The sequence below is a fragment of the Siccirubricoccus sp. G192 genome, assembly GCF_019084075.1.
GTDB lineage: Bacteria > Pseudomonadota > Alphaproteobacteria > Acetobacterales > Acetobacteraceae > G192.
This window is the reverse complement of record NZ_JAHREN010000002.1, coordinates 104,367-129,470: the sequence shown is the minus strand read 5'-3', so window position 1 is coordinate 129,470 and position 25,104 is coordinate 104,367. Positions and strand designations below refer to the sequence as shown.

Below are 25,104 nucleotides of genomic sequence, written 5' to 3'. Positions count from 1 at the left end.
GGCGAGCCGGCTGGCCACACTCGTGGTGACTGGTCACGCCACCGTAGGCGGCCCGCACGCGAATCGCCTCCGCGTGGTAGCATCGCCCGATGAGCAGTCGAGCGACTCACCTGCCCTCCCCGTTCACCGCGTCGGAGCGCGACCTGATCCGGCGGGAGATGGGCAAGCATTTCGGTCAATACCCGAGCTTGGCCGAGGGTCTGTTCCTGCGCACCTGGCGCGGCGGACCCCAGAAGGGCGAGCCGAAGGTGCCGCCGGCCGTGCAGAGCATGCTGGAGCGCAGCCTGGTCGAGCTCCGGCCGGGGCGGATGGGACCTCGGGCCATGTTCACGGAAGCAGGGCTGGCAGCGCTACGGCAGCTGGCGCTGGATCGCCGGGCCATGGACCCGGCCCGCTTCGCCCACCTGCGGCAGGAACTCGGTCTGGAGACCCCGCAGGAAGCAGCCGTCGCGTGACAAGCCGACGGCTGGTACGACTACTTCAGCGAGATCACGCTCGACCGGGCCCAGGCTTTGCCGCAGCTGGTGCGGCGGCCCACGGGCCGATATGCAAGGCGAAGTGGGATTTCGACCTGCACTTCGTGGACGTCAGCTTGTCCCGTCCTGCCCAGAGCTGCCTTGCCATCCAATCCGGGTAGCAAGCTGGCGGGGCCGAACCCGCCTCGTTCGTCAAGGTCGGTTAGAACCTCTTTGCCCTGGTCCGCCGGCTACGGCCGTCCAGGCAACGCCCTCTGACCCTAGCGGAGAAAAGGTGCCACGAGCAGCAGGACGGCGAAGCTCCCGACCGCCGCAGCCCCGACCCGCGGCACCGCCCCGCCCCAGCCCCGCCGGCCTGCGGCACCCCCGAGCATCGCGCCCGCTGCGATCCAGGCCGCGCCGACCGAGACCAGCAGCAGCAGGAAGCCGAGCATGTAGGGCGGCCAGACGCCCCGCCCCGCCCCGAAGGGCACGACCCCGAGCGCGAAGACGATCGCCTTCGGGTTCAGCAGCGTGGTGACGAAGACCTGGCATGGCGTCACCACCGCCCCCGTCGCCAGGGCCGCCCCGCCGCGGCGCCACAGGCGGAGAGCGAGGGACAGTAGGTAGACGCCCACCGCCGCACGCAGCGCCCCGGCCAGCAAAGGTGCTCCCGCCACCACCGGCCCGAGCACCAGCCCGAGCGTGATGACGGAGACGGTGTAGCCGGCCGCCTCGGCCACGATCAGAGGGAGGGAGCGCCGCAGCCCGGCCGTGGCCCCAGCGGTGGCCAGCAGCGTGTTGGTCGGACCCGGCGTGCCGAGCACGGCCAGCACCGCGAGCACGAAGAGGACGGGGTCTTCCATGCCGTCTGAGGCACCTTTCGTCGCATGGAGGCGATCGAGCCATGAATGACCCGGATGCTCGCGCCTATTTGGGGGCAATCGACTGGCATGGGTAACAGCTGTTGACCGACGAGCAATGGGCGAGGCTCGGGCCCTTGATCGAGCTGGTCCGGCCCCGCGCGAGCACGCCACATGGCGACCTCCGGCGAACGATCGCTGCGATCGTCTGGTGGTGCGTATTCCACGCATCGTGGGCAGCCGTTCCACGCGATCGTGGGCGCGAGTTCCACGGCATCGCGGGCAGGCTGATCTGCCGACGTGGTAATGGAGTCAGGCCCGCTGCCCGGCGTCAAGCGTTTCGCTGGCCGGCGCCCGCTTGGCGCGCAGTTTCCGCATGCTCTCCCCCTTCAGCTCGATCCGGTGTGCGTTGTGGACCAGGCGGTCCAGGATGGCATCCGCGAGGGTTGGGCTGCCGATCACCTCGTGCCACGCTTCGATCGGCACCTGGCTGGTGACGATGGTGGAGCCGCGGCCATGGCGGTCCTCCAGGATCTCGAGCACGTCCTCCCGCTCGGCCTGGGAGAGGACGGACAGGCCCCAGTCGTCCAGGATCAGAAGGTCGACGCGGGCCAGCGCCTTGAGCATGCGGGCATGGCGGCCATCGCCACGAGCCAGGGCCATAGCCTCGAACAGCCGCGGGATGCGATGGTAGAGCACACGCCGGCCGTCACGGCAGGCCTTGTGGCCGAGGGCGCAGGCCAGCCAGCTTTTCCCGACACCGGTCGGGCCGGTGATCAGGACACCCTCGTGGCGGTCGAGCCAGTCGCCGGCGGCCAGCCGCTGGAACAGCGCCCGGTCGAGGCCGCGAGGGGCGCGCAGGTCGACGTCCTCAATGCTGGCGTCGTGCCGCAGCGCGGCGAACTTCAGCCGCGTTGCCAGGCGCCGGCTCTCGCGCTCGGCGGCCTCGCGGTCGACCAGCAGGCCGAGCCGCTCCTCGAAGCCGAGCGCGGCGATGTCGGGCGATCGTCGCTGGTCGTCCAGCGCCTTGGCCATGCCGGTCAGGCCGAGCGCGATCAGTTGCTCCTGTGTGGGGTGGGCGAGCATGGGGTCCTCTCTGCCGCGGGTCAGTGGAAGTAGCCCCCGCCACGGATGTTGCCGTGCAGCGGGGGAGGCCGCCGCTCCGGCTCCTCGTCCAGAAAGGCCCGCTCGAGGCCGTTCTGCAGAATGGAGCGGATCGAGGCCACCGAGCGCGCCCGGATGCTGACGCCGCGCCCGCAGGCGGCGTCGAGCCGGGCGGCTCCATAGGTCCTGGCCAGGGCCAGGATGCCGAGGCAGGTGCGGAAGCCCTGCTCGGGATGCGGGCGCGCCGCCATGACCGTCTCGCATAGCACTACCGTCGCGGGGCCGATCCGGGCCGCCTCCTCCAGCAGCCGGGCCGGCGTCCACTGGGCGTGCCGGCGGTGCGCGCTCGGCATGTGCTCGGGCACAGTGCTATGCCCGCGCCGCTGGCGGGCCCGCGGATGGCTGGCCACCCGCTCGCCGCGGTGGAAGGCCTCCACCGTGCCCTCGGCCACCCGCACGTCCAGCACCTGCCGGATCAGCCGGAACGGCACCGAGTACCAGTGGCCCTCGACCTCGACGTGGTAGTCCGGCCCGACCCGGCAGCGTTTCCACTGGGCGAAGGCGTAGGCGCGCTCCGGCAGGCCGCGCAGCACCGGCGCGTCGAGCGCGGCGAACAGCTCCGCCCGGCTGGCGCCGAAGCCGCGCATAATCCGGGCGTTCAGGTCGGCGGTCAGCGTGGTGATCGCGCCGTTCAGTTCGGTCAACGAGAAGAAGCGGGCGTTCCGCAGCCGGGCCAGGATCCAGCGCTCGGCCAGCAGCACCGATTGCTCGACCTTCGCCTTGTCACGCGGCTTGCCCGGCCGCGCCGGCAGGATGGTGGTGCCGTAGTGCTCGGCGAGTTCCAGGTAGGAGCGGTTCAGCCCGGGCTCGTACCTATCGGCCCTGATCACCGCCGACTTCAGGTTGTCGCAGACCACGAACTTCGGCACGCCGCCGAGGGCCGCGAACAGGCTGACATGCGCGCCGATCCAGTCCGCCAGCCCCTCGCTGGCGCGGGCCTCCGCGAAGACCAGGTTGGAGGCGCCCATGGTCGCCACGAACAGCCGGGCCTGCCACACCACGCCGCTGTCGGGGTCGGTGACACCGATGGTGTCGCCGGCGAAGTCGACGAAGACCTTCTCGCCGCCGACATGGCTCTGGCGCATGCGCGGCGACAGGCGGGATTTCCAGGCCTCATAGGCCTCGCAGAACCAGGAGTAGCCGAAGCCGTCCGGATGCCGCGCCCGGTACTCTTGCCACAGCAGTGCCCGCGTCACGCCGCGCCGCCGCAGCTCCCGCTCCACCTCAGCCCAGTCCGGCACCGGCCGGCTGGCGACCGTCTCGGCCGCCGGCGGGCCAGGGAACAGCCGTCGCTCGAGTTCCGTGTCGGTCAGCCCCTCCGGCAACGGCCAGGACAGCCCGGCCGCTCGGGCTCGGCTCAGGTACGACCCGATCGCTCCCTTGCTGACGCCCAGCGCCGCGGTCATGGCGCGCTCGCTCAACCGGGCCTCGTACTTCAGTCGCAACACATCGCGGATCCGGCGCATCGACAATCTCTCGGTTGGCATCCAGCAGACCTCGTCAGGGACGAGGCCGCCTTAGCCCGCTCAGACTGTCGCCAGACCAGCCCCGGCACCCCCTCTCAGGTGCCCGCGATCCCGTGGAATCGCTGCCCGCCTTGCCGTGGAAACCCTGCCCACGATCCCGTGGAATCAGTGCCCGCGATCACCTGGAATACGCATCTGGTGGCACCGGAATGGCGCCACTTGGCGTGGCATCCCCGCAGAACTCGGCCCCTGGTGGAGGGCGGCGCATTGACGGTTTTACAAGCCTCGGAGGTGAAAGCACTCACAGGTTTACACGCCACCGGGGCCACCCACCTCGAACGCTTCCAGCGGTCGTCGCCTTATCCCTCCATGACCCGCGCCGGCCCTCCCCCATCCGCCGGTGCCCCAGAGTTAGGAGAGCGCGATGATAGACCACGACAACTACGATGAGGGCTTGGTCCATAGCCACCGCTGGGCCACCGAACCGGCCATGCCGCGGCCCGGCGCGATGAAGCCGTCGGACGACGCCTTGAGCGCCACGCCGGCACCGGGCGCGGCGACGATCGATGCCGGGTATGATGAAGGCCTGGTCCACGGCCACACGTGGGCCGTGACGGCACCCGAGCGGTAGGTCAGCGCTCGGGTTCTCTCAGCACTTGCGTCAAGCCTGAACGGCGTGAGTTGGAAGGCGAGCCTATACGTCGGCGGCGAACGCGTCGGTATCAGCCGGCACGTCGGCTTGCTCGGAATAGGCGGCAGATGGCCGGATCAAGTTGAGGCCCAGCGGCTACCGTCCCAGGCACGGACCTCGACGGTGGCGCGGCCGTCCTCCACACGGATCCGGTTGTAGGCGTTCGGCTCGCCCCGCAGCCGGGTGGAGGTCGCGGTCGCGGCCTGCACCACCAGTAGCTCGCCTTCACCCGATCCCGCAGCACCGCCGGCGGTCTCGGCCCCTGCGGCGGCACCGCGGGCGCGCATGTAGCCGAGGTGCAGGTGGCCCGAGAGCACCATGCGCACGCCCTGCCCCGCAAAAGCGGCGAGCGCGGCCTCCGCCCGGCCGACCAGGCGGGTCTCCGGTGCAGTCTCCGGCGGCAGGAAGGGGTGGTGGGCGACAATGATGCGGAACAGGTGGTCCGGCAGCGCCTGCAGCCGCTCCACGGCACGCCGAAGCCTGCCCTGACCGACCCGCCCCTGCGACCAGTCGAGGAAGGCGCCCGCACGGGAAGCGGTGTTGACGCCCACCACCGCGATCTCGGCATCGGTCCAGACCGGCTCGGCCTCCTCGGCGATGAAGCGGCGCCAGCGGCCGAGGGGGTCGAGGAAGCGCTCGTGCAGCCAGTAGGAAGTGATGTCGTGGTTGCCCGGCACGGCCAGGACCGGGGCGCGGAGGCAGTCGAGGAAGGCCCGGGCGGCGCGATATTCCTGTGACCGGGCGCGCATGGTGAGGTCGCCGCTGACCGCGATGAGGTCGGGCGGGTCGGCGTTCAGCTCGGCCGCGAGCGCCTCCACCACCGCAGGGTCGATGCGGCAGAAGTGCAGGTCGGAGATGTGCGCAATGGTGCGCATCAGGCGGCCTTGGCGGTCCCGCGGCCGGGAATACGAGAGGCAGTGCCGGCGAGGATTATGCGCATTGAGCCCGGTGAAACGGGCCAGGCTGGCCCGAGTTCGCAGCACTCCTGGCGCGTCCTGGCGGCTCCTGGCGGGGCGAGGGCCAGGACGGGTCAGCCGCCGCCGGGGCAGTGCCCTGGCGGGCGGGCCGCCTCCACCGCCGCGCCCTGGCAAGTCATAGCAGCCGCGCCGTCCGCGCCAGCGCGATTCCGCCCACCAGTGAGGCCACTATCGTTGCGCAGTCGTTGAAGGTCAGCGCGCCGATTCCGTCTTGGGCGGCGCGGACCAGGATAACGATTAGAAGCGTCGCAAAGCCCGCCACGCCAACGCAGGCCATGATGCGCTTGGCCCTGGCATCCTGTTCGCTCGGCTCGCCCGGCATCGGTGCATCCCCCCCTGCCGTCAGGGTAGATCGGCGCGCCGCTGCGGCTGTCCGACGTCGTGGCTCGCCCTCGCCGGCAGCGCGGCTACCCGTCTCCGGCGGGCGCGGCTCGACAGCATGTTCAGTGCTTCGATCGCCGCCGAGAAGGCCATGGCGGCATAAATGTAGCCCTTGGGGATCTTGGCCCCGAAGCCTTCCGCGATTAGCGCCATGCCGATCATGATCAGGAAGCCGAGCGCCAACATGACCACCGTCGGGTTGTCGCGGATGAAGTTGGCGAGCGGATTGGCGGCGAGGAGCATGGTCGCCACCGCCACCAGCACGGCGACCACCATGATCGGGACGTCGTCGGTCATGCCGACGGCGGTGATGATGCTGTCGATGGAGAAGACAAGGTCCAGGACGAGGATCTGGCCGATCGCGGCCCCGAAGGCCATGGTCGTCGCCCCGGGCTCGAAAATGTCAGGGCCGTGGTCGGGGTCCACGTTGTGGTGGATCTCCTTGGTCGCCTTCCAAACGAGGAACAGCCCGCCCGCGATGAGGATGAGGTCGCGCCAGGAGAAGCCATGGCCGAAGGCGGTGAAAATTGGCTGCGTCAGCTGCACGATGATCGCCACCGTGCCGAGCAGCGCGACGCGCAAGCCGAGCGCCAGGCCGATGCCGATGCGCCGCGCCCGCTCGCGCTGGTGCTCGGGCAGCTTGTTGGTGAGGATCGAGATGAAGATGAGGTTGTCGATGCCAAGCACCACTTCCATGGCGATCAGCGCGGCGAGCGCCGCCCAAGCGGCCGGGTCCGCAAGGAGCGCGAGCAGGTATTCGGTCATCCTGGATCCACACACGATCGCGCCCGTCGGCGCAGGGGCATAACACTGCCCGACATCGCGGCTGCGGCCAGCCGCCAGAGGGACCCGGACCCTGGCGGCCGATCTAGAAACGATGGCGCGGAGGTTCAAGCCCCGGCGTCGCTGAACCGCGCTTCACGTCCTCAGCGTTACGCGCAACGGGCTTGAAGCCCTGTGGCCTAGGCCGCAGCCACGAGCGACGGCCCTTCGGCGGCGTGCCGCCTCCCGCTCCAATAATGTTGCGCCCTGGTCGCGCCGGGCGCGCCAGCGGGCGGCCTCGGCCTCCTGGCGGGGCTCCTGGCCGATCTCTCCCGGCTGCGATCCTGCCCTGGTCGCGCCTTCCGCGCCGTCCTGGCGGGCTATGGAAGGCCGCAGGCGGGGCCAAGGGCCAGCGGGCCAGACAGGGCCGCCGCCTCGCCCCGGACCTCCCGGCGCGTCCTGGCGGCTCCTGGCGCGGGCCTTGGCGGGGCGAGGGTCAGGTCGGGATGGCCGCGCAGCATGCCGACCAGCAGGGCGTGCACCTTCGCCAGCAGGCCCGTCCCAGCCCAATGCGCCAGGCAGCGGCGCAGGGTCGAGCCGCTGGCCTGGTCCTCAGTGGCGGTCAGGCTGCGCCAGGGCGTGCCCTCGCGCAGGAAGCGGCGCAGTGTGGCCACGACCCGGATGGTCTCGGTCGGCGGGTGGCTAGGGCCGCGGTCTGGCGGCCGATCACAGGCGTCGATTACCATGGCGATAAGGTGCAGAAGTCTGAAATCCAAGGCGGCTGTCCCTGTCTGTGCCCCAGACATGGGCAGCCGGGCGCCAGGACGTGCGGCGGATCGAACGTTCAGAGGCGAGGTGCGGCCGGCAGGGTCTTGTTACCCTTCCGTCAGGAGCCGGTCGCACTCCGGAACAGCCCGAGCATGGCCATCACCGGCGCGTCCGTCACCCGCAGCACCCTCGTGCCAGGCTGGCCGGTGATCACAGTGTCGGCCCACATCGGCACGCTGATGACATCGCCGGCAGCGAAGGCCGAGGCCAGCGGGCCTGCCGTGACCTCGCCGTTGCCGGCCGCCACGGCGAGGATGTTGTTCGACGTCTCCCGCATCCGGAAGGCACCGCCGGCTCGGCCGAATCCCAGCATGTGGATGCCGACGGTCGGCATGGCGGGGGAGGACAGGTTAAGGATCAAGGGCTGGTCGCCGCCACCCTCGTCCGCCGCCAGCCGCACCTCGATGGCGTCCCTGTCGAAGAGGAAGTCGTGCCGGTCCGCGCGCCGCAGCGTCGGCTGGAACTCGTCCGGATGCGGCTCGAAGAACATCGGCTCGAGCGCCTGGACCAGTGGCACGTCCAGCACGTCGATCCAGTAGGCATCGGCCGTGCCTTCGTTGAGGTGGCTGTGCCACCCGTCGCCGGGGGTCAGCAGGACGCTGCCCGGCCGCATCGGCAGCTCGATCCCATCGACATTCGTGTAGACGCCCTCTGCGCATACATTCCGTTCTCGGAAGTAGGCCCGCGCTGGATATCGTGGGGGCGACCAGGGGGGCGGGCTTTTGGAGGGGGGTGGGGGGGGCCGCGAAGGCCCCCGGGGCACCCTCCGGCCTCGCGCCGATCCCGCGCCAGCCTACCGCGCGGAGGTTGACGCTTGGAGATGCGGCTGGGAGGTGTCGAGTGCGGCTCCGATTCCGAAGAGCCCAGCCCCGAAAAGAAAAGCGAGAACGATAAACACGAAGCGGGCCATCAGGGTGATTCCAGGATCGCTGGCAGGGAGGTCGGGCGCTCCCAGAGCGGAGGAAAGAGGAGCGCCCGGCCCCGCCGCGCGGGACCTCGCGGCTGGATGTGAACACAATCGCAAAGATATTGTTCCGTAACGGGCGCGCGACAGGGGAGGCCGGAGGCGGATGCGGCCCGGCCCGCGGGCTGTCACAAGCCGGCGCCAACCTCGGGATTCAGTGGAGCGTCCTTGCCATGTATGCCTGTCCTTCGTCGCCGGGCGGATCATCTCGCGCATCGGTGTCCCGAAGGTGATGGTCGCCGGCCGCGGCCTCGCAGCCTTGCCCGGGGAGAGCGAGGTGGCGTGGTAGGCCAAGTCCCCTTCCTTCGCCGGCCCATCGCGCCGCGCCAATCCGCCTCGGGCCGGCCACAGGAGGTGTTCTTCGGCTGGCGCGTGGTCGCCACGGCCTTCGCCACGGCGCTCTTCTCCTGGGGCATCGGCTTCTTCGGACCCGCCATCTACCTGCGGACGCTGCTCGCGGAGCATGGATGGGCGGTCTCCGCGGTTTCCGCCGCGGTGACGGCGCACTTTCTTGTCGCCGCCGCGCTGGTCTCCTTCTTACCCGAAGCGCATCGGCGCTTCGGCGTTGCCGGAACTACCCGCGCCGGCGTCGTCCTGCTTGCGGCCGGTGCTCTCGGCTGGGCACTGACGCACGAGCCATGGCAGGCGTTCCTCGCCGCGGCGCTCTCGGGCGCCGGCTGGGCGGCGACCAACGGCGCCGCCCTGAATGCGATGGTGGCGCCCTGGTTCGAGCGGCGCCGCCCGGCCGCGCTGGCCATGGCCTTCAACGGCGGCGCCGTGGGCGGCGTGCTCTTCCCGCTGCTGTGGGTGGCGCTGATCGCCGGGCTGGGCTTCCCCGGCGCCGCGGTGGTGGTCGGCGCCGCGGCCCTGCTGGTGCTCTGGCCGCTGGCGGGACGCTACCTCCGCCCGACGCCTGCCTCGCTCGGCCTGGCCCCTGACGGGGAGGCGGAGATGGGCGCTGCCGGCCCGGTAACCGGTGCCGCCGCAGGGCTGCAATGCCCACATCTGGTTCCCGCGCCGCGCGGGCGTCTGGCGCTGCTGCGCGAGCGCCGCTTCGCCACCATGTCGGTGGCCTTCGCGCTGTGCATGTCCGCCCTGGTCGGGCTCTATGCGCACATGCTGGCGCTGCTCGCGCCGAGGCTCGGGGACGCCGCCGCGGCGGGCGCCCTCTCGCTGGCGGCCGGGTGCATGGTCGCCGGACGTACAGGCGTAGGCTGGGTGCTCGGCCGCGGAGGCAGCCGGCGCGCTGCGGCCGCGGCGACGTTCGGCGCACAGGCGTGCGGGGGCGGGGCGCTGCTGCTCGGCGCGGTCGTCATGCCGCCCGGCACGGCATCCACCGCGATGGCACTGGCAGGCTGCGCCTTGCTTGGCCTCGCGGGGGGGGCAACCTCGGCGTGCTGCCGCTGCTGATCGTGCAGGCCGAGTTCGGGCGTGCGGACGCACCGCGCGTGGCAGCGATGGCGGTTGCGATGAACCAGGCGGTGATGGCCTGCGCGCCCGGGATCTTCGGGGCGCTGCGCGACCTGACGGGGAGCTATTTGCCAGCGCTGGTGCTGGCCACCGTGGTGCCGCTCGTGGCCGCGCGGCTCGTGCTCACCGGCGCGGCCGGCGGCGGGCAGTGTCCCCCGCGTCCCGGCACGGCCCGCTGAGGCGCGGAGAGTCGTGCCGCTCGGGGGAGCCGGACGTTCACAGGTCGAGATCTCGGCGTCGGGGTTCCGCCCATCTCGATCAGCCAAGGCAGGGTGCGCTTTGTCCGCTTTCAGGAAGTCGGGCGCATCCAGGAGATGACCGAGAAGAGCGCACAGCGGTCGGACCGGATGGCCCCCCCTTAGACTCCTGGTACCTCTAGCAACAGTCCGGCCTTGCGGGCGCGGGCGACGATGTGGGCCACCGAGCCGGGCCGCCAGCGGCTGCCGCCGCGCGGGGTCGGCTCGCGGATCGCCTCCAGCCGGGCACCGATCTGCCGCAGCGTCGCGGCCGGGTCCGAGCGCAGGATGCCCGCCACCCCCGCCAGGAGCCGGTCCGGCGCCCGCGCCCGGGGCGCCGGGGCCAGCAGGGTCGCCTCGGCCAGCCCCTCGGCCACGAAGCGCCGCACCGCCTGCAGCAGGCGTTCCTCGCTCCAGGCCGGCTCGCCCGCGCCGCGGCGGGCATTCAGGTAGCGCACCACCTCCTCCCAGGCATGGCCATCCGCCCGCAACCGGCGCACCGAGGGCAGCCAGCGGTCGGCCGCGGCGATCAGCTGCCGCAGGTAGGCCGCCCGCCGGGCCTCCGAGAGCTTCTGGATCGCCGCCGGGTCGCGCGCCCGCAGGCCGGGGTTGCCGGCGCGCTGGCCGCGGGCCGCCGCCGCCCGCATGCCGCTCCGGGTCCGCTCGCGGATCAGGGCCCGCTCGAGTTGGGCTGCGGCGCCAAGCACCTGCAGGGTGAAGAGCCCCTGCGGATTGGCGGTATCCACCGGGTCCTTGAGGCTGCGGAAGAAGGCCCCCCTCCCCTGCAGGCCCTCGATCACCTCAAGCAGGTGGGAGAGCGAGCGGGCCAGGCGGTCGAGCGAGACCACGACCAGGGCCCGTAAGGCCTATGCTCCGATGGAAGTCAGCCGCAGGACGTCGTTGAACGGCCGCCCCGATCGGCCCTAGGCTGGTTCCATTCAGGCACGAGAGCTGGCGATGGCTCCGCCGTCCGACGCCCGGGCAGGCACCCGCCCGAGGGTGGCGCCCTGGATGGCCGCCTTGGGCACGACGCTGCTCATGCAGACCGTCGTCTTCCTCGCTTGCCAGGCAATGCCGGCCATTGCCCCCCCTGGTTACCCGGGCCGCCGGCCTCCCGGCCGAGGGCATCGGATACCTCTCCGGCCTGACCGCGGCGGCGACGATGGCCTTCCTCGCCTGCGGCAGCCCACTCATGGCGAGGCTGGGGCCGGTCCGCTCGCTGCAACTCGGCGGTGCCGCCACGGCGGCAGGCCTTGCGGTCGCCGTCGCCACTGTCGCGGCGGGGGTGCCCTGGGCCCTTTTCGCAGCTGCCCTGCTGCTCGGCTTGGGGAACGGACCCACCCACCCGGCGGGCAGCCGCATCCTGGCACGCACGGCTCCCCCCGGAGCACCGCACGCTGATCTTCTCGGTCAAGCTGGCCGGCGCCCCGCTCGGCGGCGCCCTGGCCGGGTTGGCGCTGCCACCCGTCGCCGCCTTGGCGGGCTGGGCGGCCGCGCTCTGGCTGGCGGCCGGCCTGGCCTTGGCCGCGGCACTGACCATCCAACCGCTGCGACCCGTGCTGGACGACGAGCGCGAGCCGCACCGGCCGATCGGTCCGGCGGCCCTGTTCGCCCCAGCCAACCTGGCGGCGCCCTTCGCGGCGCTGCGGCTGCATCCGCTGCTCGTGCCCCTCTCCGTGCTGGCCTGCTCCTTCAATGCGGTGCAGGGTTGCCTCTTCGCCCTGACGGTCGCCTTCCTCGTCGAGGCGCGTGGCCTGACGCTGGTGGAGGCCGGCGCGGCCTACGCGGTCATGCAGGGCACCGGGGTCGTGGGGCGGCTCGCACTCGGCTGGCTGGCGGACCGCACCGGCACGCCCGCCCGCAACCTGTTCCTCCAAGCCCTCTTCGCCTCGGGCCTCACGTCCATTTTCGTGCTCCTGCCACCAGGGGCTCCGGTGGGCCTGTTCCTCCTCGCGGCCGGCGCGGCGGGCTTCGCGGCAACCAGCTGGGGCGGGTTGCTGCTCGCCGAGGTGGCCCGGCTGACGCCGCTTGAGCGCGTGACGGACGCTACCTCGGGCACGGTCCTGGTCTGCTTCATCGGCTACTCGGCGGGCCCGATGCTCTGCGCCGCGGCCGTCTCGGCCACCGGAGGATGGACGGCGCCAATGCTGGTCGTCGCGGCGCAACTCGCGGCCATGGCCCTGGCGCTGTGGCCGCGGGCGGGTGGGCGGCGCCCGTAGCCAGGATTGCGCTCCGGCCGTGGGCGGCGACGCAATGCGGCGCGTTGGACGGCGGGCGAAGCCCGGGAGGAGATGGCAGGAGGGCGCTTGCGGACGCGAGTGGGTGGACCTTGCGCTACGGCTCGACAGATGTCGGCCGCACGCCAGGACCGAGCACCGCAACCGGCGCCGCGCGGTCGAGGCGATCGTCTGGAGGCACCACAACGGGGCCGCGTGACGCAGTATTCTGGCGGAACTCGGCCCCTGGTGGGCGGCACAGACCTTCATCCGGGCGCTGAGGCCAACACGCAGCAAATCAGGCCGCGCCGCGTCCACATCTCCCCAACCAGTCCCACCAGCTCCTCACCGCGAGCGCGATCTCGACGTCCATGGAGAGACCGTGCCTACCGGATATCGCAAGCTCTCGGGACCTGCCGTGGGCGCCCGATTTACCCATCCGGCGCGTCCTTGGAACTCAGCCCGGCGGGGCGCCCCACTCTAGACCGGCATGTAGTCCGGCTCACTGAACCCCGACGAAGGCCCGCGCCTGCTCCAATTCCGGCCGCTGTGTGTCGGCCCGCGCCGTGATCTCCAGCAACTGGCTGTAGGCGCGCCGCGCCGCCTCTCGCTCGCCGGCGAGCTCCGCCGCGCGGCCGGCCCCGTACACCGCGCGGAAGCGCCGGGGCTCGTTGCGCAGCACCGCCTCGAATTCACGCTGCGCTTCCGCATACTGGCCTGCGTCCAGCAGCGCCTCGGCGTAGAGTTCGCGGGCCGGTGCGAGCGGACCCGGCGTGACCGGCGCCTTCTCCGTCCGCCCCTCCCGCTCCGCCGCCTCCCGCAGCACCGCCAGCCCCTCCTCGCGTCGCCCGGCAGCGAAGGCAGACCAGCCCTCGGCCGCCTGGCGCTGGATGTCGACCTGCTCGGCCCAGTAGGCGTCGCGGCCCCGCAATCCGGGCGCGATGCGCGCCAGCGCCTCGATATCGGCCGCGCCCTCCTGCGGTCGCCCGGACCGCGCCAAGCCTATGGCCCGGGCGAAATGGGTCATTGCCTCGGTATAGGGGTAGGCGGTCTGGCGCGGCGCCAGCGCCGCCGCCTCCGCCCAGGCGCCGCGTTCCAGCGCGTAGCGCGCCGGCATCGCCGCGGCGGCGAAGGCGTGCGCGTTGCGCACCGGCCCGGTCGCGCACCCTGCGCCGTCCATGACCTGCCGCGCCGCCTGGTCCTGTCCGGTCTGGAGATAGGCATAGACCATGTAGTCGGAGGCATGGAACTCCTGCTCCGGGTCGCCCGCCACGACCGCCCGCTCGGCGGCGCGCTGGTTGGTGGCGATGGAGGACTCCCAGCGCCCGACGCGGGTGAAGATGTGGGAGGGCATGTGCAGCGCGTGCGGCGCTTCCGCCGCCAGGTCGGCGTAGCGCTCGGCTGCGCGGATGCCCCGCTCGGCCAGTGGTGGGTAGTCGTAGAGGTGGATCAGGTAGTGCACGATCCCGGGATGGTCCGGCTGGCGCTGCCATTCGCGCTCCAGGATCTCGCTCCCGCGGAGCTGGTCCGCATAGGTCTTGTCAGCCGGCGAGGCGGCGACGGCAAGGACCAGGGAATACTGGATCGCGGCCTCGGTGTCGTCGGGGTAGTTCTGGTGCAGCCGCGCCATCGCGTCGCGGTAGGCGCCGAGGCGCGCGCGGTGCCGGGACAGGTCGGCGTCGGCGAAGACCAGCGAGAGCGCCTCGATGTAGGCGGCCTCGCGCTCGTTGCGGGCGCCGAGGCGCTTCGCCTCGTCGAGCAGCGCACGCCCCTTGGCGAGGTTGGCCGCGGTAGGCTGGCTGAACGGGTTGGTCAGCAGGCTCAGCGCCTCGCCCCAATGGGTCATGGTGCAGCCGGAATCGGCCTGGCGCGCAGTGCGGAACGCCTCGCCGGCGGCCTCAAACCAGAAGGAATGCTGCATCCGCATCCCATCGTCGAAGGCGGCCTGCGCCGCCGCCGAGCAGGCGACGGGGAAGTGCACCTTGCCGAGCGCCGCAGCCGCGGGAGGGGTGCCGGCATGGGCATGCCCGTCGTGCTGCGTTTGGGAGAGGCCGAGGGAGGGTGCGAGCGCGATCCCGCCGAGAGCGGCGAGGCGCGCAACGAAGGCGCGGGGCATGGCTCTGTGTCCTCCCGGCGCCATGGTCGTCCGCAAGCGCGTGCTCGGCGCCGACCGGATCACCTTGGACCTGCCTCAGTGACAATGGAAGCGGAAAGGAAAGAACACTCCTGGAGTAGAGCAGCCGGTGCCCAGCCCTGGGCCGTGGTGGTCACCACCACGCTTGGCCCGTCGTTCAGCAACCCGCGCGTCACCACCCGCCGTTCCCCGTTCGTAGAGGCCGGCATGGATCACGTAGCGCGCGCTGCGGGGACCGCCTGGACTGTGTCCCGGCACTCGCTCCCGATCAGAAGGGCGGGTTCGCCCCGAACTCCCGTGCCAGGGCGGCCCAGTGCTCCCGCTGCTCGGCGAGCGTGGCGGCGAAGCGCTCCGGCGTGCCACCCGCCCGCACCAGCAGGCCCGCCGCGCGCAAGCGCTCCGCCAGGGCGGGCTCTGCCACTGCGGCAGCGGCCTCCGCGGCGATCCGCGCCCGCAGCGCCTCTGGCATGCCCCGCCAGCCGAACAGGCCGTGGATGCCCTCCTGCCGGAACCCGGGGAAGCCCTGCTCGGCGCTGGTCGGCACCTCCGGCAGCGCGGGGGCACGCTCTGGCCCGGTAACGGCGACTACGCGCAGGCGGCCCTCCCGGGCGGCGCCCACTACCGACGCCAGCGGCACCATCATCGCGTCGAGCCGCCCGGCAATCAGCTCGGTCACGACGGCGGCGCCGACACCGCGGTAGCCCACGAAGGCCATGTCGAGACCGGCGTCGCGCAGGAAGGCGCGCATGGCCAGGTAGGGCGGGCCCGCCGCCGCCGTCCAGTTCAGTGCGCCGGGCCGCTCGCGTGCGCGGGCGATAAGGTCCGCCAGATCGCGCGGCGCCGTCGCCGCCGGGACGGCGACGCCGAACTGGTCGGCGGTGAGGTCCACCACGGGGGCGAGCTCGACCATTGGGTCGAAGCCGAGCCGCGGGTGCAGGATCGGGGTCACGGTGACGACGCCGTGGTTGGTCGAGAACAACGCCTCGCCGGGCGGGGCGGCGAGCATGGCCTCCAGCGCCGGGATGCCGTCGGCGCCGGGTCTGCCCTCGACCACCACAGGCTTGCCCCAGCGCGCAGCCAGGCGCTCGGCCATTACACGGCTGATCAGGTCGAGGGAGGAGCCGGGGGGGGGGCCTGCGTGATCAGCCGTACCCGGCGTTCCGGCCAGGCCGCGACCGGTGCCTGCGCCTGGGCCGTCGCGCGGCGCGAGGGGGTGAGAACGGACGCGGCGCTGAGGCAGGGCAGCGCGGCGAGGAGGCCGCGGCGGCTGAGGGCCGCGGTGGTCTGGCCGTGGGACATGTCGTCCTCCGCTGTCTGGTCGGGCCGTGTCCCCACGGCCGGCGACGCTGGAAAGCAGACACTGGCGTGCCGATGAGCGGAAGTAGTATCTTGTCATGCGGTAATAACCATTTGGCATGGGCGCCCGATGGCAGACCGGGACGACAGGGTCGCGCGGCGGATCCGGCTGCGCGACCTGCACACGCTACGGGTGGTGGCCGATCTCGGCAGCATGGCGCGGGCCGCCGAGAGCTTGGCGTTGTCGCAGCCGGCCATCTCGAAGGCGGTGGCGGAAATGGAACGCGCGCTTGGGGTGCCCCTCCTCGACCGCTCGGCGCGGGGTGTCGCGGCGACCAACTACGGGCGGGTCCTGCTGGCGCGCGGCACGACGATGCTCGACGAACTGCGGCAGGGGATCGAGGAGATCCGTTTCCTGGCGGACCCCACGGGTGGCGAGGTCCGGGTCGGGGCCACCGAGCCAATGACTGCGGTGGTCTCGGCCGTCATCGACCGGCTCTCGGGCTGCCACCCGAGGATGCGCTTCCGCGTGGACGTCGCACCGACCAAGGAGCTGCTGGAGGGGCTGCGCGGCCGCACCCTCGACTTGGCCGTGACGCGGATGGCGGAGGCGCGGGCGGAGCCGGATCTGCGGGTGGAAGTCCTGTTTGAGGATCCGCTGGCAGTTGGCGTCAGTCGGAGTTCTTCGCGCTGATGATGGTGACCTCGTTCAGCAGCGTGGAAACCGCTGTGATGAGCTGGGCGATGGCAAAGGGTTTGGCCAGCATCACGCTGTTCGGCACGCCCTTGGACGACCAGTCGGAGCCACTGTCGCCGCTTATGTAGACAACAGGCATATCGTGCACGAGTTCACGCGCCCGGCGCCCGATGTCCCAGCCGTCCGGCCCTTTCCCCAGCTTGATGTCGGTAATAATGGCATTGAACCGGACAGCGTTGGCGTCCAGTTCCGCTAGCCCCTGATTGCCATTACTGGCCAGAACAACCTCAAACCCTGCGTCGTCGAGTGCCATTTCCAGCAAGTTCTGGAGCAGTTCATCATCTTCAATCAAAAATAACGCAGGCGATCCCGTCATAGGTTTTCTCCCTAGCCGAGGCGGCGGGAGCACAGGACCGGGTAGGTCATTCTCTCAGGCGTCAGCAGCCAATAGGGCTAACGATGGACAAGCCATACCACACAAATACAACATAGAGTTAAGAAATACGGCAGGGTCCTAACTTGTCGATGTGAATCCATGCTAATGCAAAATGATATCAGTTCTGAAGTTCGATAATAGCCATTCTATAAAATGCGCGTAAAGTATTACTGAGACAATTCACCCAATCGCCTCCAGCAATATGTCTGCTCCAGTCGACATCTCAGCGAAGCGCTAGCACCTCGTCCTCCCATGGGCCGCGTTGAAAGCTGTTCACCGTCAGCTCGATGGTGTCCCATTCGAGGCTAAGCACCTTTTCATTGTGCCAGATGTCCAATCCGTTTGGGAGCATCCGACTGGCTTCCTTTTCTGCCAGGGCTTTGGAGTAGGTTGGTGCGTCAGCAAGTGATGGGTTTGGACTCGATGCTGTTCGCAGCGCAAACCGGAATGACCCCGCCTCCCACATCATCTGAGAAGTGGGACCTACTGCCTGAGCCTGCCCCTTAGCCCGCACGAGCGGTACGACGTGATCCCGGATGAGCGCAGCGGCATCTTGTTCGTTGGTGGCCATGATCGTCTCCACATACGGCTGATGCCGGTAGGTCCATTGAGTTGGTGACGCATACATGGTTGCGCTGCGCATCAAAGCACCAAGTGTTATGGCGCCCGACAACGGGTGGCTGGTGTTCGCCATTACTGGCTGCGCGCTGGCGCTGGCCGTCATCTTTATCTGCATGGGAAGGCAGCCCTTCGTTGTGCGCCTTGCCCTGGCCGCGGCAGCGGTGGCTGAGCTGCACCCGGTTTCCCTGGACACCCATTTGTCCAGGGAGAGACCGGAATGATGAAGCTGAACATGAACGAGATCGATCGTCCTGATGTGGTTGATGGGCCGGTGGTCAGCGAGGGCGGGCGCAGCCCGTCCACGCTGTCCACGGGCCACGCTGCCCCATCGGTGCCAAGCGAGACAAAGCCCGGCCCGCTGGCGCCCGGTCAGCGCTGGAGCGTGGCGCGCAAGCGCGAGGTGGTGCTGCGGCTGCTGCGCGGCGAGCCGGCCGAGTTGCTCTCCCGCGAGCTCGGCCTGCCGATGTTCAAGCTGGAGCAGTGGCGCCAGAAGGCCGAGGCCGCGCTCGACGGCGCTCTCAAGGAGCGTGAAGCCGATCCCGCCGACGGCCAGCTCGGCGCCGCCATGCAGCGCATCGGCGAACTCAGCATGGAGGTCGAGCTGCTGCGCGCCAGGCTTGAGCGCCCCGGCCCTTTGGGCCGCCGGAGGTCGCGCTGATGGCCCAGGCGACTTCTCCCGCCAGCGGCCAGCGCTACGGCGTCCAGCGCGTCTGCCAGGCCTGGGGCGTGCCGCGCTCCAGCTTCTACGCCGCCCGCCAGCCGGCGCCGGCCAGCACCTTGCCGCGCCCGCCGGTGCGTCGCGGGCCAAAGCCCGCGATCTCCGACGAGGCGCTGCTCGCCGCCATCTGGCAAGATCTCGCCTGCTCCCCCTGGACCGGCGAAGGCCACCGCAAGGTTTGGGCCCGCCTGCGCGTGCGCGACGCCATCCGCGTCTCTGCCAAGCGCGTCCTGCGCCTGATGCGCGAGCATGCCCTGCTGTCGCCGCACCGCGCCCGCCAGCGGAACGAGACAGCGCACGACCGCCACATCATCACTAAGGCGCCGAACCTCATGTGGGCCACCGACGCGACCCAGATCACCACCGTCCAGGACGGCAAGGTCTGGCTGTTCGGCGTCGCCGAGCACTGGAACGCCGAGCTCCTCGGCTGGCACGTGACGAAGTCGGGCACCCGCTTCGAAGCCACACAGGCCCTCGGCATGGCCATCCGCCAGCAGTTTGGCCACCTCTCCGCCGACGCCGCCCGAGGCGTCGCACTGCGCCACGACCACGGCAGCAACTTCATGGCCGACCACTTCCAGAAGCAGATCAGGTTCTGGGGCATGGCACCGAGCTACGCCTTCGTCGCAGAACCGGAGACGAACGGCGTCATCGAGCGCCTGTTCCGCACGCTGAAAGAGCAGATCGTGCACGGCCGCATCTTCCAGACCATCGACGAGGTCCGTGACGCCGTCCGCGCCTTCGCCGTCCGCTACAACGCCGAGTGGCTGATCGAAAAGAACGGCCATCGCAGCCCACTCGACATGCGGGCCGCCTGGCTGGACCAGATGGGGTGGACGGCCCCCAATGGCATCGATGTGCCAAGGTGCGGTCGTCTAAACCCGCAGCGAGGGAGCCGTTCGCGATGAGCACTACCATGATTGGCCTCGACATCGCCAAGTCCGTCTTCCAAGTCCACGCCGCAGACGCGATCGGCGAGGTGCAGCTGAGGCGCAAGCTGCGCCGCGACGAGCTGATCCCGTTCTTTGAAGGGCTGCCGCGCTGCACCGTGATCATGGAGGCGTGCGGAGCGGCGCACCACTGGGCCCGCGTGCTGGGCGGCCTCGGGCACGAGGTGAAGCTGATCGCCCCAGAGACGGTCCGGCCGTTCGTCAAGCGCGGCAGGAAGAACGACGCCGCAGACGCGGCGGCGATCTGCGCTGCCGCGTCCCGGCCCGATGTGAGGTTCGTGCCGGCGAAGAGCGTAGAGCAGCAGGGTGTCCTCGCCCTGCATTCGGCGCGCGCCCTGCTCGTCAAGCAGCAGACGATGCTGGCCAATGCCCTCCGTGGCCTGGCGACCGAGTTCGGCTTGGTCGCGCCGCAGGGTATGGGCAGGCTCGAAGAACTCGTGGCGCTGGTGGCGGCGGATGGGACCTTCCCGGAGCAGGCGCGCGGGGCGTTTGCCGGGCTGCTCGAGCAGTGCCGCGCGATCGCCGAACGGATCGAGGCGCTGGAGGCGAAGATCGTCGCGCATGCGCGGCGGAGTGACACGGCACGGCGCCTGGCCACGGTCCCCGGCATCGGGCCGATCACCGCTTCACTGATCGCGGCCACGATCGGCGGCAACATCGGGGCGTTCCGGAGCGCGCGGCACTTCGCCGCCTGGCTCGGGCTGGTGCCGCGGCAGCACTCGACCGGCGGCAAGACCCGCCTCGGCCGGATCACCAAGGCCGGCGACCGGCAGATCCGGACCCTGCTGGTGCTCGGCGCCACCTCAATGGTCTACCGCGCCGTGGCGTGGAACAGCGCCGCCGGGGCATGGACCCGAGGGCTGCTGGCGCGGCGTCCCGTCCGGCTGGTGACGGTGGCGCTGGCGAACAAGATGGCGCGCATCGCCTGGGCGCTGATGACGCGCGACGAGGTTTACCGGGCGGAGGGACGTAGCGCGGCCGCTTCGACGGCCACGGCGTGACATCCCGACCCGCGCGGTAGGCGGCGGGCACGAGCCCGCACCATCCGGCGGCAAGCGCCGAGAGGCGTGATGGGGAAGGCTGTGGTCCAGACAGCTCAGGCGAAGCCGTTGACGGTGTCGTGCCACGAGCACGCGAACCAGATTGGCGCCTGACACGCACGCGCACACCCATGATGGCCAGCGGCGAACGCCGCGCGACAGGCCGGACATAAGGGCGCAGCTGACCGGACCTTCCACCAACGCGGATCGGGGTTTCAATGCCGGCAATGTGTCACGCGCACTGAGCCTCGCGCAGCCTTTCCGTCGTCGCCGCTCTAGGCCGGGTCAAGCCGATGGTGCATCGGGCCGCAGCGAAATTCGTTGCCGTGCTCCGGCCGTCCACATAAGACCGTCAGGCGCGCCGCATAGTGCAACCCAGTGCCCAGGGAGCCGGGTGCGGTACAGGCCGCATTGGCCCGGCGGGCGGCTTCGGCATCGCCAGCCCGGAGAGCTGGGTTGCCGAGCCGGGTCCCCCTCGCCCGGGCGGCGGCCAGGGCGGCGGTGGTGCGGGCCGAGATCATCTCCCGCTCGTGCTCGGCCACCGCGGCCAGGATGTGGACGGTCAGGCGGGTGGCGAAGGGATTGTCGCAGGCGACGAACTCGACCCCGGCTTCCATCAGGTTGGAGACGAAGGCGACGTTCCGGGCCAGGCGGTCGAGCTTGGCGATCACCAGGGTGGCGCGGCGGGCCCCGCAGGCGGCGATCGCCCGGGCCACCTCCGGCCGGTTGTTCTTCTTGCCGCTTTCGATCTCGATGAACTCGGCGAGGACGGTGCCCCCGACCGAGCGGACGTGGCGCTCGACCGCCTCTCGCTGCGCCTCCAGGCCGAGGCCGCTCTGGCCCTGCTTGGCCGTGCTGACCCGGTAGTAGGCGACAAACCCAGGGATGCCGAGGAGGCTGGCAGTGCCTCTGTGGGAGGGTTTCTTGGCCATGATCGAGGGCAGGGTGCGCTCAGGCGCGCCCGACAATCCCAATCCACCAATTGATGCATTGTCGGGACAGGCCGGGCGCCCTCCCCCGCCCCACGTCCTCCGCCGCGGCGGGCAGCACGACCATCAGAGCCTTCAGGGACGGCGCCGGGCTGGCCCGATCCAAGCCCGAGATGCGCTGCCGCGTCCCGTGTGCGTACCCAAGCCAACAGAGGTGATCCATGGGTGGTCCAGGTGCGGTGGACGCGTGAGCTGACCGCGGCCCGCGCCACACGGGCGGTCACGGACACAGGGAACGCACGCGAGGGGGTGGTTGGCGGGGCTCGATCAGCCCGCACGCCAGGGTGGCAGTATTATCGGAGTTTCTCGCCCTCTGCGCAATCGGCACATGAGGGGCAAGGGGGGGGCGCGCTACGCCCGCTGCTGAGTCGTGCCCCCTTGAAAGCCTCGGGACGGGCACCACTTACCATCCACACAGATGGTATATGGATGTCAAGAGGATGGCCGCAAACGTACATGAGCTCCGGCCTAAGGTCGGCGACACCGAGAAGATCACCATCAACCTCGGCTACGTCGATCTCGGCCATATCGACCTGCTGGTCCAGGACGGCTTCTACTCGAACCGTACCGACTTCATTCGCACCGCCATCCGCAACCAGATCGAGCGGCATGCCGAGGCGGCCAAGCAGTCGGTGGCCCGGCGAAGCCTTGACCTTGGCCTCCGACACTACAGCCGCGCGGACCTCGAGGCCGCCCGGGCTGCTGGCCAGATGCTCGATATCCGGGTGCTGGGCCTCGCCAGCATCGCCAAGGACGTCTCGCCCGAACTCGCCCGCGCCACGATCGCCTCGATCTCCGTGCTCGGGGCGCTGCAGGCCAGCGCCGCGATCAAGGACGCACTGGCCGACAGAACCCGCTGACCACCCCTAGGCCGTGCCGCTGTTCCGCTTAACCGAAGCACCCCTTCGGTAGGGCCGCCACCATCACCTGCTTCCATCACCGACACCCCACCGGGATGCGGATCGGTCCTCCTTGCGAGGAGGCCTGGGCTGCGCCCGCGCACAGAAAGCTCCTGACATGAACGCTATGCTGCCCCCCAACCTACTCGAAGCGACCCGCCTCACCCGCGAAGGCCGGCTCACTGAGGCCTCTGCTCTCCTGCAGCGCCTGTTCCACAACGGCAGCGCGCCGGATATGCCGTCCAGCACGCTGCACGACACCGCGGCGCCGTCTCTCGCAGGCCAGCCACGCGTCATCGATGTGGACCCCAAGACGGGAAAGGTGACCGACCCCGATCCCGCCTCACCGGCCAGGGCGGCGCGCGGCTTCGCCGCCGGCGTGCGACCCGCAGGCGGGTTGTCGGGAAACCCCCTGCCGCAGCTGCCGGAGGCGCTGCGCGGCTTCCTTGAGCAGCTCAACAGCGGCGGCGGTCTGCCGTCGGGCTTGGGTGGGCTGGGCATGCGTGCTCCGGCGCAGGCACCCGATCCGCTGCCTGACGGCGCCCAGTTCGTCACCGGGTCCTTCACCAGCGACGCCGGCAGCCGCGGCTACAAGCTCTACATCCCCAGCACTTATCGTGGCGAACCAGTGCCGCTGCTGGTCATGCTGCACGGCTGCACCCAGTCACCGGACGACTTCGCCGCCGGCACCCGCATGAACGCGCTGGCTGAGGAGCACGCCTGCCTGGTGGTCTATCCGGGGCAGCCGAGCTCGGCGAATGCCCAGAAGTGCTGGAACTGGTTCAGCCCGGGCGACCAGCAGCGCGGCCAAGGCGAGCCTTCGCTGCTCGCGGGCATCACCCGCCAGGTCATGCGCGACCACGCGGTTGATCCACGGCGCGTCTATGTCGCTGGGCTCTCCGCCGGCGGGGCGGCCGCCGCCATCATGGGGGTGGCTTATCCCGATCTCTACGCCGCCGTCGGGGTGCATTCCGGGCTGGCCTGCGGGGCTGCCCGCGACATCCCCTCCGCCTTCGCCGCCATGCGGCAGGGCAGCGCCGCCGCGCCGCACCGGCCGGGCGGCGGGTCAAACACTGAAGGGCTCCGGAGGATCGTCCCGACCATCGTGTTCCATGCCGATCAGGATGGCACGGTGAATCTCCGCAACGGCGACCAGGTCATTGCCCAGGCAAAGGCAGCGGCAGCCGTTGGCCTGCAGGCCAGGACGGAGCGTGGTCAGGTGCCCGGCGGGCATGCCTACAGCCGCACCCTGCACACCGATCCCAGCGGCCAGCCGATGCTGGAACAATGGGTGATCCATGGCGGTGGCCATGCCTGGTCCGGCGGCAGCTCAGCTGGTTCCTACACCGATCCCCGTGGGCCCGACGCCTCGCGCGAGATACTCCGCTTCTTCCTCGACCACCCGCATCCCGCCACCGCATAGCGGGCTGCGGAGCCGACGCTCAGCCAGGGGCGTCGGCTTCAGTGCGGCACAAAGGCCGGGCAGGCAAGGTCCGCTTCAAGAGGCAGGCTAGCAACCCCTCTCGTCGGCTCAGCCCGCCACGAAGCTTCCATGCAAGCCTTCAGCGCACGGACGAACCGCGATTTCAGAGAGGCTGCGATTGGCCGAGGGTCACCTGTTTGCCCTAATGCAACTATTCGCCGTAATCCCGTTGTTCGATTATGGAGAAAGCACCGGCGATCATCGTGATCGGCGCCTCCGCAGGGGGTGTTGAGGCGACACGCACCCTGGCCGCCGGGCTGCCGGCCGACATCGCGGCCGCCTTGTTCATCGTTCTGCATATCGGGGCCCACAAGAGCGAGCTGCCGTCGCTGCTGAACCAGCTGGGACCGCTCCGGGCGAGCCATCCGAAAGATGGCGCCCTCATTCACCCCGGGCAGATCTATGTGGCCCCTCCTGATCATCACTTGGTGATCGAGCCCGGCCTCGTGCGACTGACGAAAGGGCCGCGCGAGAACTGGGTGCGTATTCCACGCATCGTGGGCAGCCGTTCCACGCGATCGTGGGCGCGAGTTCCACGGCATCGCGGGCAGGCTGATCTGCCGACGTGGTAATGGAGTCAGGCCCGCTGCCCGGCGTCAAGCGTTTCGCTGGCCGGCGCCCGCTTGGCGCGCAGTTTCCGCATGCTCTCCCCCTTCAGCTCGATCCGGTGTGCGTTGTGGACCAGGCGGTCCAGGATGGCATCCGCGAGGGTTGGGCTGCCGATCACCTCGTGCCACGCTTCGATCGGCACCTGGCTGGTGACGATGGTGGAGCCGCGGCCATGGCGGTCCTCCAGGATCTCGAGCACGTCCTCCCGCTCGGCCTGGGAGAGGACGGACAGGCCCCAGTCGTCCAGGATCAGAAGGTCGACGCGGGCCAGCGCCTTGAGCATGCGGGCATGGCGGCCATCGCCACGAGCCAGGGCCATAGCCTCGAACAGCCGCGGGATGCGATGGTAGAGCACACGCCGGCCGTCACGGCAGGCCTTGTGGCCGAGGGCGCAGGCCAGCCAGCTTTTCCCGACACCGGTCGGGCCGGTGATCAGGACACCCTCGTGGCGGTCGAGCCAGTCGCCGGCGGCCAGCCGCTGGAACAGCGCCCGGTCGAGGCCGCGAGGGGCGCGCAGGTCGACGTCCTCAATGCTGGCGTCGTGCCGCAGCGCGGCGAACTTCAGCCGCGTTGCCAGGCGCCGGCTCTCGCGCTCGGCGGCCTCGCGGTCGACCAGCAGGCCGAGCCGCTCCTCGAAGCCGAGCGCGGCGATGTCGGGCGATCGTCGCTGGTCGTCCAGCGCCTTGGCCATGCCGGTCAGGCCGAGCGCGATCAGTTGCTCCTGTGTGGGGTGGGCGAGCATGGGGTCCTCTCTGCCGC

Annotated in this window: 27 protein-coding genes; 12 read left to right on the top strand and 15 right to left on the bottom strand. The window is 70.5% G+C overall.

Annotated elements, in window-relative coordinates:
- Window positions 1–89: 89 nt before the first annotated feature.
- On the top strand, window positions 90–455 hold the full coding sequence (locus KSF81_RS27180; protein ID WP_217382003.1) for a hypothetical protein: 366 nt from the start codon (window positions 90–92) through the stop codon (window positions 453–455).
- 281 nt (window positions 456–736) lie between these two features.
- On the opposite strand, the gene KSF81_RS27175 is transcribed toward KSF81_RS27180, so the two are convergent.
- The 3 genes from KSF81_RS27175 to istA all read right to left on the bottom strand — a co-directional run bounded on the left by KSF81_RS27175 (window position 737) and on the right by istA (window position 3,969).
- The gene (locus tag KSF81_RS27175; RefSeq protein ID WP_217382002.1) at window positions 737–1,321 is read right to left on the bottom strand and encodes a LysE family translocator; all 585 of its coding nucleotides are present in this window, start codon (window positions 1,319–1,321) and stop codon (window positions 737–739) included.
- A gap of 309 nt (window positions 1,322–1,630) precedes the next feature.
- Complete coding sequence (istB, locus tag KSF81_RS27170) at window positions 1,631–2,404, bottom strand: IS21-like element helper ATPase IstB (RefSeq protein ID WP_217378050.1); 774 nt, start codon at window positions 2,402–2,404, stop codon at window positions 1,631–1,633.
- Between the two features lie 20 nt (window positions 2,405–2,424).
- Entirely contained in the window at window positions 2,425–3,969 is a 1,545-nt protein-coding gene (gene istA / locus KSF81_RS27165; protein WP_217378051.1) for an IS21 family transposase, read from the bottom strand.
- Between the two features lie 403 nt (window positions 3,970–4,372).
- Here istA and KSF81_RS27160 point away from each other — a divergent pair, with 403 nt between their 5' ends.
- Window positions 4,373–4,579, top strand: coding sequence for a hypothetical protein (locus KSF81_RS27160; RefSeq protein ID WP_217382001.1), 207 nt, complete (start codon window positions 4,373–4,375; stop codon window positions 4,577–4,579).
- A 137-nt stretch (window positions 4,580–4,716) separates the two neighbouring features.
- On the opposite strand, the gene KSF81_RS27155 is transcribed toward KSF81_RS27160, so the two are convergent.
- From KSF81_RS27155 to KSF81_RS27135, 5 genes are all read right to left on the bottom strand, one after another.
- Window positions 4,717–5,514 carry a metallophosphoesterase gene (locus KSF81_RS27155; RefSeq protein ID WP_217382000.1) on the bottom strand — a complete coding sequence of 266 codons (798 nt, stop codon included), beginning with the start codon at window positions 5,512–5,514 and terminating at the stop codon, window positions 4,717–4,719.
- A gap of 217 nt (window positions 5,515–5,731) precedes the next feature.
- Window positions 5,732–5,938 carry a hypothetical protein gene (locus tag KSF81_RS27150; RefSeq protein ID WP_217381999.1) on the bottom strand — a complete coding sequence of 69 codons (207 nt, stop codon included), beginning with the start codon at window positions 5,936–5,938 and terminating at the stop codon, window positions 5,732–5,734.
- Between the two features lie 20 nt (window positions 5,939–5,958).
- Window positions 5,959–6,762 carry a TerC family protein gene (locus KSF81_RS27145; protein ID WP_217381998.1) on the bottom strand — a complete coding sequence of 268 codons (804 nt, stop codon included), beginning with the start codon at window positions 6,760–6,762 and terminating at the stop codon, window positions 5,959–5,961.
- A 377-nt stretch (window positions 6,763–7,139) separates the two neighbouring features.
- Window positions 7,140–7,535 carry a hypothetical protein gene (locus KSF81_RS27140; protein ID WP_217381997.1) on the bottom strand — a complete coding sequence of 132 codons (396 nt, stop codon included), beginning with the start codon at window positions 7,533–7,535 and terminating at the stop codon, window positions 7,140–7,142.
- Between the two features lie 110 nt (window positions 7,536–7,645).
- A complete protein-coding gene (locus tag KSF81_RS27135) occupies window positions 7,646–8,200 on the bottom strand; it encodes a hypothetical protein (protein ID WP_217381996.1) in 555 nt (184 codons plus the stop codon).
- 633 nt (window positions 8,201–8,833) lie between these two features.
- Between KSF81_RS27135 and KSF81_RS27130 the strand changes: the two genes are divergently transcribed.
- Together KSF81_RS27130 and KSF81_RS27125 are read left to right on the top strand one after the other, a co-directional pair.
- Window positions 8,834–9,961 (top strand): MFS transporter, encoded by a 1,128-nt coding sequence (locus tag KSF81_RS27130; protein ID WP_217381995.1) that lies wholly within the window; start codon window positions 8,834–8,836, stop codon window positions 9,959–9,961.
- The gene (locus KSF81_RS27125) at window positions 9,946–10,200 is read left to right on the top strand and encodes a hypothetical protein (RefSeq protein WP_217381994.1); all 255 of its coding nucleotides are present in this window, start codon (window positions 9,946–9,948) and stop codon (window positions 10,198–10,200) included. The genes KSF81_RS27130 and KSF81_RS27125 overlap by 16 nt, the downstream gene beginning before the upstream one ends.
- A 179-nt stretch (window positions 10,201–10,379) precedes the next feature.
- On the opposite strand, the gene KSF81_RS27120 is transcribed toward KSF81_RS27125, so the two are convergent.
- Window positions 10,380–11,105 carry a recombinase family protein gene (locus KSF81_RS27120; RefSeq protein WP_309139769.1) on the bottom strand — a complete coding sequence of 242 codons (726 nt, stop codon included), beginning with the start codon at window positions 11,103–11,105 and terminating at the stop codon, window positions 10,380–10,382.
- 384 nt (window positions 11,106–11,489) lie between these two features.
- Between KSF81_RS27120 and KSF81_RS27115 the strand changes: the two genes are divergently transcribed.
- Entirely contained in the window at window positions 11,490–12,476 is a 987-nt protein-coding gene (locus tag KSF81_RS27115) for an MFS transporter (protein WP_309139768.1), read from the top strand.
- 499 nt (window positions 12,477–12,975) lie between these two features.
- On the opposite strand, the gene KSF81_RS27110 is transcribed toward KSF81_RS27115, so the two are convergent.
- Window positions 12,976–14,589, bottom strand: a complete 1,614-nt coding sequence (locus KSF81_RS27110; protein WP_217381992.1) for a hypothetical protein — start codon at window positions 14,587–14,589, stop codon at window positions 12,976–12,978.
- Window positions 14,590–14,875: 286 nt separating this feature from the next.
- Window positions 14,876–15,700 carry a tripartite tricarboxylate transporter substrate binding protein gene (locus KSF81_RS27105; protein WP_217381991.1) on the bottom strand — a complete coding sequence of 275 codons (825 nt, stop codon included), beginning with the start codon at window positions 15,698–15,700 and terminating at the stop codon, window positions 14,876–14,878.
- A gap of 333 nt (window positions 15,701–16,033) precedes the next feature.
- On the opposite strand from KSF81_RS27105, the gene KSF81_RS27100 reads away from it, so the two are divergent.
- A complete protein-coding gene (locus KSF81_RS27100; RefSeq protein WP_217381990.1) occupies window positions 16,034–16,597 on the top strand; it encodes a LysR family transcriptional regulator in 564 nt (187 codons plus the stop codon).
- Here KSF81_RS27100 and KSF81_RS27095 read toward each other — a convergent pair.
- Window positions 16,575–16,976: a response regulator gene (locus KSF81_RS27095; protein WP_217381989.1), complete on the bottom strand. Its 402-nt coding sequence runs from the start codon at window positions 16,974–16,976 to the stop codon at window positions 16,575–16,577. The genes KSF81_RS27100 and KSF81_RS27095 overlap by 23 nt on opposite strands.
- Before the next feature lie 283 nt (window positions 16,977–17,259).
- Window positions 17,260–17,772, bottom strand: coding sequence for a hypothetical protein (locus KSF81_RS27090; protein WP_217381988.1), 513 nt, complete (start codon window positions 17,770–17,772; stop codon window positions 17,260–17,262).
- 105 nt (window positions 17,773–17,877) lie between these two features.
- Between KSF81_RS27090 and KSF81_RS27085 the strand changes: the two genes are divergently transcribed.
- The 3 genes from KSF81_RS27085 to KSF81_RS27075 are packed head-to-tail and all read left to right on the top strand — an operon-like array spanning window position 17,878 to window position 20,326.
- Window positions 17,878–18,315, top strand: a complete 438-nt coding sequence (locus KSF81_RS27085) for a hypothetical protein (RefSeq protein ID WP_217381987.1) — start codon at window positions 17,878–17,880, stop codon at window positions 18,313–18,315.
- The gene (locus tag KSF81_RS27080) at window positions 18,315–19,283 is read left to right on the top strand and encodes an IS3 family transposase (protein WP_217381986.1); all 969 of its coding nucleotides are present in this window, start codon (window positions 18,315–18,317) and stop codon (window positions 19,281–19,283) included. The genes KSF81_RS27085 and KSF81_RS27080 overlap by 1 nt, the downstream gene beginning before the upstream one ends.
- Complete coding sequence (locus tag KSF81_RS27075) at window positions 19,280–20,326, top strand: IS110 family transposase (RefSeq protein ID WP_217382125.1); 1,047 nt, start codon at window positions 19,280–19,282, stop codon at window positions 20,324–20,326. Before KSF81_RS27080 ends, KSF81_RS27075 begins: the two co-directional genes overlap by 4 nt.
- A 314-nt stretch (window positions 20,327–20,640) precedes the next feature.
- Here the strand turns inward: KSF81_RS27075 and KSF81_RS27070 are convergent, their stop codons facing one another.
- Window positions 20,641–21,333 carry a recombinase family protein gene (locus KSF81_RS27070; RefSeq protein WP_375293382.1) on the bottom strand — a complete coding sequence of 231 codons (693 nt, stop codon included), beginning with the start codon at window positions 21,331–21,333 and terminating at the stop codon, window positions 20,641–20,643.
- Between the two features lie 461 nt (window positions 21,334–21,794).
- Here KSF81_RS27070 and KSF81_RS27065 point away from each other — a divergent pair, with 461 nt between their 5' ends.
- The 3 genes from KSF81_RS27065 (at window position 21,795) to KSF81_RS27055 (ending at window position 24,308) form a co-directional block, all read left to right on the top strand.
- Window positions 21,795–22,214 (top strand): CopG family transcriptional regulator, encoded by a 420-nt coding sequence (locus KSF81_RS27065; protein ID WP_217381985.1) that lies wholly within the window; start codon window positions 21,795–21,797, stop codon window positions 22,212–22,214.
- 157 nt (window positions 22,215–22,371) lie between these two features.
- Window positions 22,372–23,676 (top strand): PHB depolymerase family esterase, encoded by a 1,305-nt coding sequence (locus KSF81_RS27060; RefSeq protein WP_217381984.1) that lies wholly within the window; start codon window positions 22,372–22,374, stop codon window positions 23,674–23,676.
- Window positions 23,677–23,915: 239 nt separating this feature from the next.
- Window positions 23,916–24,308, top strand: coding sequence for a chemotaxis protein CheB (locus KSF81_RS27055; protein WP_217381983.1), 393 nt, complete (start codon window positions 23,916–23,918; stop codon window positions 24,306–24,308).
- Between the two features lie 5 nt (window positions 24,309–24,313).
- Here KSF81_RS27055 and istB (KSF81_RS27050) read toward each other — a convergent pair whose 3' ends face one another.
- On the bottom strand, window positions 24,314–25,087 hold the full coding sequence (gene istB / locus KSF81_RS27050; RefSeq protein WP_217378050.1) for an IS21-like element helper ATPase IstB: 774 nt from the start codon (window positions 25,085–25,087) through the stop codon (window positions 24,314–24,316).
- Window positions 25,088–25,104: the final 17 nt, after the last annotated feature.